6 protein-coding genes are annotated in these 5,400 nt (G+C 72.7%); 3 read left to right on the forward strand and 3 right to left on the reverse strand.

Annotated elements, in window-relative coordinates; translation table 11 throughout:
- Window positions 1–365 (forward strand): MFS transporter (locus tag ABZ749_RS28480; protein ID WP_357233203.1); only part of this gene is annotated, 365 nt, incomplete at its 5' end.
- Between the two features lie 65 nt (window positions 366–430).
- On the opposite strand, the gene ABZ749_RS28485 is transcribed toward ABZ749_RS28480, so the two are convergent.
- Window positions 431–1,006 carry a hypothetical protein gene (locus ABZ749_RS28485; RefSeq protein WP_357233205.1) on the reverse strand — a complete coding sequence of 192 codons (576 nt, stop codon included), beginning with the start codon at window positions 1,004–1,006 and terminating at the stop codon, window positions 431–433.
- Window positions 1,007–1,315: 309 nt separating this feature from the next.
- Here ABZ749_RS28485 and ABZ749_RS28490 point away from each other — a divergent pair, with 309 nt between their 5' ends.
- Window positions 1,316–2,254 carry a sialidase family protein gene (locus ABZ749_RS28490; protein WP_357233207.1) on the forward strand — a complete coding sequence of 313 codons (939 nt, stop codon included), beginning with the start codon at window positions 1,316–1,318 and terminating at the stop codon, window positions 2,252–2,254.
- 39 nt (window positions 2,255–2,293) lie between these two features.
- Window positions 2,294–2,974 (forward strand): SGNH/GDSL hydrolase family protein, encoded by a 681-nt coding sequence (locus ABZ749_RS28495; RefSeq protein WP_357233209.1) that lies wholly within the window; start codon window positions 2,294–2,296, stop codon window positions 2,972–2,974.
- Between the two features lie 77 nt (window positions 2,975–3,051).
- Here ABZ749_RS28495 and ABZ749_RS28500 read toward each other — a convergent pair whose 3' ends face one another.
- Together ABZ749_RS28500 and ABZ749_RS28505 are read right to left on the reverse strand one after the other, a co-directional pair.
- Window positions 3,052–4,410 carry a hypothetical protein gene (locus ABZ749_RS28500; protein WP_357233211.1) on the reverse strand — a complete coding sequence of 453 codons (1,359 nt, stop codon included), beginning with the start codon at window positions 4,408–4,410 and terminating at the stop codon, window positions 3,052–3,054.
- Window positions 4,407–5,363 carry a transketolase C-terminal domain-containing protein gene (locus tag ABZ749_RS28505; protein ID WP_357233213.1) on the reverse strand — a complete coding sequence of 319 codons (957 nt, stop codon included), beginning with the start codon at window positions 5,361–5,363 and terminating at the stop codon, window positions 4,407–4,409. The genes ABZ749_RS28500 and ABZ749_RS28505 overlap by 4 nt, the downstream gene beginning before the upstream one ends.
- Window positions 5,364–5,400: the final 37 nt, after the last annotated feature.

Genomic DNA, 5,400 nt, shown 5'->3' on the forward strand with positions numbered 1-5,400 from the left:
CGCTGGTCGCCGGCACGCCCCGGTTGGTGGCGCTGGCGATCAGCGACGAGCTGCCGGTGGTGCTCGTGGTGACGTTCCTGTCCGGAATCGGCATCGCGGCGGTCAACCCGCTGCTCGGGGTGGCGCTCTACGAGCGGGTGCCGCCGGAGCTGCAGACCCGGGTGATCGGCATCGCCGGTTCGTTGGCGTTCGTCGGTCTGCCGGTCGGCGCGCTGCTCGGCGGCTGGTCGGTGGACGCGCTGGGATTCACCCCGGCCCTGCTGACCATGGCGGCGGCGTGCCTGGTGGTCACCGCGTACCCGCTGCTGAGCAGGGCCTCCGGCCCGGAGACACCGGTGCGGCCCACTCCCGCCACCACCCGGTAAACCCGTTGCGGGGCACGTCCGGCTGCCGCAGGCCGGACGGGTGGGCGCGTACCGGTTGAGGCCCGTCAGCGCCCGGCGGCAGCCGGGGTGGCGTGCTCGGTACGGCAGCGCGGGCAGCGCAGCCGCGTTCCGGCTGCCGCCCGGGGCACCCGGAGCCGCTGACCGCAGCCGCAGGTCAGCACCGGCGCCGACGCGCGGAGGTATTCGTCCCGGTCCCGGCGCGGCCACCGGCCGTGGCAGCGGGCGCACCATTTCGGCGGGTAGCTGTGGTAGTGGGCGAGGCCGAACGCGCCCGCGATCATCAGCGCGACGGGGACCAGCAGACCGAGCGGCACGAGCAACGCGGTCGGCACTCCGCCGAGGCCGTCGGAGACCAACTCGGCGACCACCGCGAGCACGACCACCGGCACACCGAGCACTGTGAACCCGAAACCCCAGGCGAAGGTCAGCAGGGACGGCAGGAACATCCACATGCCGCCCGGCGCCCAGCGGCGGACCCCGTACCCGCCGCAGCGCGGGCAGTTCGGCGAGGCGCGGTGCGGCACCGATCGCAGCGCCTTCGGCGCCAACCACTGCACCAGGAGCTTGAGGATCTCCTCGACCAGTTTCGTCGCGAGAGCCTGAAGCAACGAACCGAGCATCCGGTCACCTCCCTCGCCCACGGATCCCGCGGCGTTACCCCCTCCCACCCGGCGGGTAGACGGGCCGTGCCGACACCGAGAGGGGAGCACCATGACAACGGTCGGAGAGTTCATGACGGTCGACCCACCGCCCATGGTGGGCGGTGGGTGCCAACAACCCGTCCCAGCGCGCCGATCTCGTCGCGCCCAAGACGCCGATCCGACAGCGCCCGCGCGTTGTTCGTCGGACGTTCGGTTGCTGGTCGCGCGGGCGTCGGCGACGGCTGACTAGCGTCTACCGTCGTCACCGCACCTGGAGGGCCGCCGCGTATGACGTCGTCACCCACCCGCCGCCGCACCACGGAGGTCGTCGCCGTGCGCCGGATCGGCGACAGCGCGCCGCACAGCGCGTTCACCGACCTCGTCCGGTACGCCGGAAGCTGGTTCTGCGCCTTCCGGGAGGCCCGCACCCACCTCAGCGACGACGGCGTGATCCGGGTACTGACGTCGACCGACGGCCGGTCCTGGACCTCCGCGACGATCATCGCGCAGCCCGGTGCCGACCTGCGCGACCCCCGCTTCGTGGCGCGCCCCGACGGGCGGCTGCAACTGCTCGCGGCGGCCGCCACCGGCGCGGCCAGCAAGACGTTCCAGACGGTGACCTGGCTCAGCACCGACGGGCACACCTGGGGTGATCCGACCCCGGTGGGCGAGCCGGGCGTCTGGGTGTGGCGGGCGGCCTGGCACGACGACGCGATGTACGGCGTCGGCTACGCCACCCGGGAGCCGAGGTTCGCCCGGCTCTACCGCAGCACGGACGGGGTGGACCTGCGGCAGTGGGTGCCGACGCTGTTCGCTGACGGGTACCCCAACGAGTCCGGCCTGGTCTTCGCGCCGGACGGTACCGCCCTCTGCCTGCTGCGGCGGGACGCGGCCACCGCGAGCGCGCAGCTCGGCCGGGCCGTGCCGCCGTACCGGGACTGGACCTGGACGGATCTGGGTGTCCAGGTGGGCGGGCCGGCGCTGCTCCGACTGCCCGACGGGCTGCTGCTGGCCGGGGTGCGCCTGCACGACGGCGAGGTCCGCACCGCGATCTGCGTCGTCGATGCGGACCGCGGCGAGCTGACCGAACTGGTCGCGCTGCCGTCCGGTGGCGACACCAGCTACCCCGGGCTGGTCTGGCACGACGACCTGCTGTGGGTGAGCTACTACTCGTCGCACGAGGGGAAGACCTGTGTCTACCTGGCCGAGGTCAGCCTGACCGGCTGAGCCTGGCCCGGCAGCCCGGCGGTCGGCTAGCGTGCCGGCATGCCATCGACGCTCAGCGAATCGACGGACCCGTACTGTCTGCGCCCCGGGGAGGCCACCGAGTTGCTGAACGGGCACCGGTGGCGGCGGTTCGTGGCGCTCGGCGACAGCGTCGTGGAGGGCATGTGTGAGCCGACAGCGGGCTACCCGGACGTGCAGTGGGTCGACCGGGTCGCCGCCGAGCTGACCTCCGTGCGCCCCGAACTGGCGTACCGGAATCTGGGTCGACGCGGGCTGCGCGCGCACCAGGTGCGGGCCACCCAGCTCAGCCCGGCGCTGGCCTTCGCACCGGACCTGGCGCTTGTCGTCTGCGGCGGCAACGACGCCTTCCATCCGGCGTACGACGCGGAGGCGGTGGACGCCGAGCTGGCCGCGATGATCGTCGCGCTGCGCGAGGTGGGCGCCGACGTGATCACCCTGGGCATGTTCGACGTCTCACACAGCCCGGCGGTGCCCGCGCACCTCCGGCCCGGCCTGGGCGAGAGGATGCGCCGCCTGTCGGCCCACACGGCCACCCTCGCCGAACGCCTGAGAACGATCCACGTACACCTGACCGACCATCCCCTGACGGCCGACCCCACCCTCTACAGCAGCGACGGCCGCCACGGCAGCGCCCGCAGCGACGCCATAGCCACAGCCCAAACCCTGCGCACCCTCTCCCCCCACGGTCGACCCCGTTGATCATGAAGTTATTGCCACGACACCCCGCCGCGGAGGGCAATAACTTCATGATCGCCGTGGCCAGCCCGGGGGCGCGGTCAGTCGTGCAGGAGGACTCCGGTCAGGAGGACGCCGTGGGCCAGGTTGAGGATGCCGTCGCAGCCGGGGTAGCCGACCCTCGCCAGGCCGCCGGAGGCTCGGCGGCCGAACAGGTACGGGGCCAGGGAGTACGGGACATCCGCCGTCACCGTCTCACCGGTCTCGATCTGGACGAAGTCCATCGACACCCGGTCGGTCGGCAGGTACTCCTGGAGGATGGCACCGCCCTGCTCGACGGCGGCCCGCACACCGTCGGCCCAGTCCGCAGCGCTCAGCTCCGGGCCGAGCAGGACACCGTGCCCGGCCGAACCGTCGGCCGGCTTCGCCACCAGCGTGGCCTGCTCGGCGATGGCCCGGTCGAGCACCGCGGCGGTCAACGGCACCGTGTACGGCACGTGTCGGCGAATCAGTGCCTGGTCGTCGGCGGGCAGCCCGTCCACGTCCTCCCACAGCCAACCGAACGTGGTCTTGTTGCCGAGCAGCCAGGCCGCCGCCGACACGAACATCGGTAGGGTGCCGGCGGCGAGGGCCACTGCCACCGCGTCCAGACCGGCGGTCGGCGTGACCCGGTTGGGCACGAACAGCCGGAACAGCGCGTCGACAGGTGCGCCGTCGACGACCAGGCGGTTGTCGGCGTCCAGTGTGGCGGTGGCCACCGGGGCGATGACCAGGTCGATGCCGAAGTCCCGGGCCCGTACGGCGAGGGGGTCGAGAATCCGGATGAACGTCTGCGGGTCGTCGAGGCCCGGGTAGTCGCCGTCGAAGTCCATCAACAGCGCCACCCGGGCGCCCTCGGGCAGCCGCAGCTCCTCGCGGATCGCCACGAACCGCTGGTCCAGCAGCGACGGCGCGGCCCGCACCGGCAGGTCGTCGAGGATGCCGTGCTCCCGGTAGACGCCCTCGTACCGCTGGATGACGGTGTCGGCGTCGAACCCGCCACCGAGGCTGCTGTCGATGTTGTACTCGACGAACTTCGGCACGCCGGCGGAGAAGATGACGTCCGGACGGTACGCGGCCAGCAGCGCCTCGGTCAGCGGCTCGGCCTCGTCCAGCAGCCGGGTCTCCCCCGCCGGGACGCCGAGCAGCCGGCGCAGCTCACCGGCGGTGTCGGCCCGCCGGCGGCAGGCGTCGAGGATGAGCTGGGCCAGCCGGTCGCAGACCTCGTTGAGCTGCCGCCAGGCGGCGGCGCTGAGCACCGGGGGCCGGGCCAACCGCCACTGCTTGTTGTACGTCGCCCGACCGTGGAAGACCTGCTCCCAGGCCGCCGCCCCGCTTGCCACCATGGCTCGACGGGCCGGCTCCGGCAGGTCGTTCCAGGCCCGGTCGGCCGCCGGCCACGGGTAGTTCGGATCAGTCATGAGCCGTCCTTCATCGTGAGGTGGATCGCGGTGGCGAGCTGGTCGCGGCCGGGCTGGACGGCCCGGTCCAGTGCCGGGGCGAACGGCAGCACCGCCCCGTCCGGGCGGGTGACCCGGCGCGGCGGGGCGAGCAGCCGGACCCGCTCCACCACCGAGGTGATGATCTCGGCGGCCATGCCGCAGGAACGGTTGCCGTCGTCGAGCACCACGAGGCGTCCGGTGCGGGCCACCGACTCGGTGAGACCGTCGATGTCGAACGGGTACAGGGTGCGCGGGTCGAACACCTCCACCGAGACCTGGTCGGCCAGCTCCTCGGCGACGGCCAGCGCGTCGTGCACCAGGTGCCCGATCGCGACCACTGTCACGTCGTCGCCGAAACGGTGGATCCGACCCCGGCCCAGCGGCACCGGCGTCAGGTCGTCGACGTCGTCACGCACGTCCATCGCGCCGGCCGGGGCGAACACCACCACCGGGTCGTCGTGGCGGATCGCGGTCACCAGCAGCCCGTACGCGTCGGCCGGGGTGGCCGGCACGACGGTGACCACGCCGACGTGGGCGAAGAGGCTGTACGGGTGGTCGGAGTGCTGCCCGGCCCACCCGGTACGCGAGCCGGACCCGGGCACCAGGTAGGTGACGGGGACGCGGCACTGCCCGCCGGTCATCAACGGGAACTTGTGCGCGTGGTTGACGATCTGTTCGAAGACCAGGAACAGCAGCGACGGGATCTGGAACTCGATCACCGGGCGCAGCCCGGCCAGCGCCGCACCGGTGGCGAAGCTGGTGAACGCCTGCTCCGACAGGGGGGTGTCGCGGACCCGTTCGGTGCCGAACCGCTTGGCCAGCCCGGTGGTCACCAGCGACGCCCCGACCTGGACGTCCTCGCCGAGCAGGAACACCGCCTCGTCTCGGCCGAGGCCGCTCCGGCTGGGCACAGCGCCACGGACATCCGCCATTCCCTCTTCTGGTCCGGCATCTTCGGCCTCGCCATCT

The sequence above is a fragment of the Micromonospora sp. NPDC047753 genome (genome assembly GCF_040642735.1).
Classification (GTDB): domain Bacteria; phylum Actinomycetota; class Actinomycetes; order Mycobacteriales; family Micromonosporaceae; genus Micromonospora.

Excerpts from the sequence above, each read along its gene's own strand:
- ABZ749_RS28495 (WP_357233209.1), top strand. The coding sequence starts at position 2,294 with ATGCCATCGACGCTCAGCGAATCGACGGACCCGTACTGTCTGCGCCCC.
- ABZ749_RS28485 (WP_357233205.1), bottom strand. The coding sequence starts at position 1,006 with ATGCTCGGTTCGTTGCTTCAGGCTCTCGCGACGAAACTGGTCGAGGAG.
- ABZ749_RS28505 (WP_357233213.1), bottom strand. The coding sequence starts at position 5,363 with ATGGCGGATGTCCGTGGCGCTGTGCCCAGCCGGAGCGGCCTCGGCCGA.
- ABZ749_RS28500 (WP_357233211.1), bottom strand. The coding sequence starts at position 4,410 with ATGACTGATCCGAACTACCCGTGGCCGGCGGCCGACCGGGCCTGGAAC.
- ABZ749_RS28490 (WP_357233207.1), top strand. The coding sequence starts at position 1,316 with ATGACGTCGTCACCCACCCGCCGCCGCACCACGGAGGTCGTCGCCGTG.